The organism is Phytobacter sp. V69 (assembly GCF_965644215.1).
Taxonomy (GTDB): Bacteria; Pseudomonadota; Gammaproteobacteria; order Enterobacterales; family Enterobacteriaceae; genus Phytobacter.
Genome location: NZ_CBFFRL010000507.1, coordinates 1 through 523, shown reverse-complemented (window position 1 = coordinate 523; position 523 = coordinate 1). Strand labels below are relative to the sequence as shown.

Genomic DNA, 523 nt, shown 5'->3' with positions numbered 1-523 from the left:
GAGCGAAAGATAATCGCTTGTTTATCAATGCTGTATTCTGGATTTTGCGCACGGGTGCACCATGGCGAGACCTGCCGGGCGATTATGGTGACTGGAAAAATACTCACCGGCGTTTTTGTCGCTGGCGTGATAAGGGTGTATGGGAGGCTCTGCTGGAACAACTGGTGGCTGACCCCGATTTTGAGTGGCTGATGATTGATGCCAGTCACATCAAAGTCCATCCACATGCAGCAGGCGCGCAAGGCGGTAATCAGGACATGGGGAATACAAAAGGGGGCTCAACACGAAGCTTCATCTGGCCGTGGATGCGCATGGTATGCCGGTCAGAATACTTGTTACATCAGGTACCATTGCTGATTGCACGCAGGCAGCAACCCTGATTGAGGGGATGAGCGCTGAGCATCTGCTGGCGGATCGGGGCTATGACAGCGATGCCATCGTTGCGCTGGCGGAAGAACAAGGTATGAAAGCGGTGATCCCACCGCGCAGGAATCGTAAGGTCGTACGTGAGTACGACAACGCG

At 54.1% G+C, this 523-nt stretch carries 1 pseudogene; it reads left to right on the top strand.

Annotation, left to right across the window (positions count from 1 at the left end):
- Positions 1–523, top strand: a pseudogene (locus ACSZPU_RS26245) (IS5 family transposase); the annotation flags it as partial.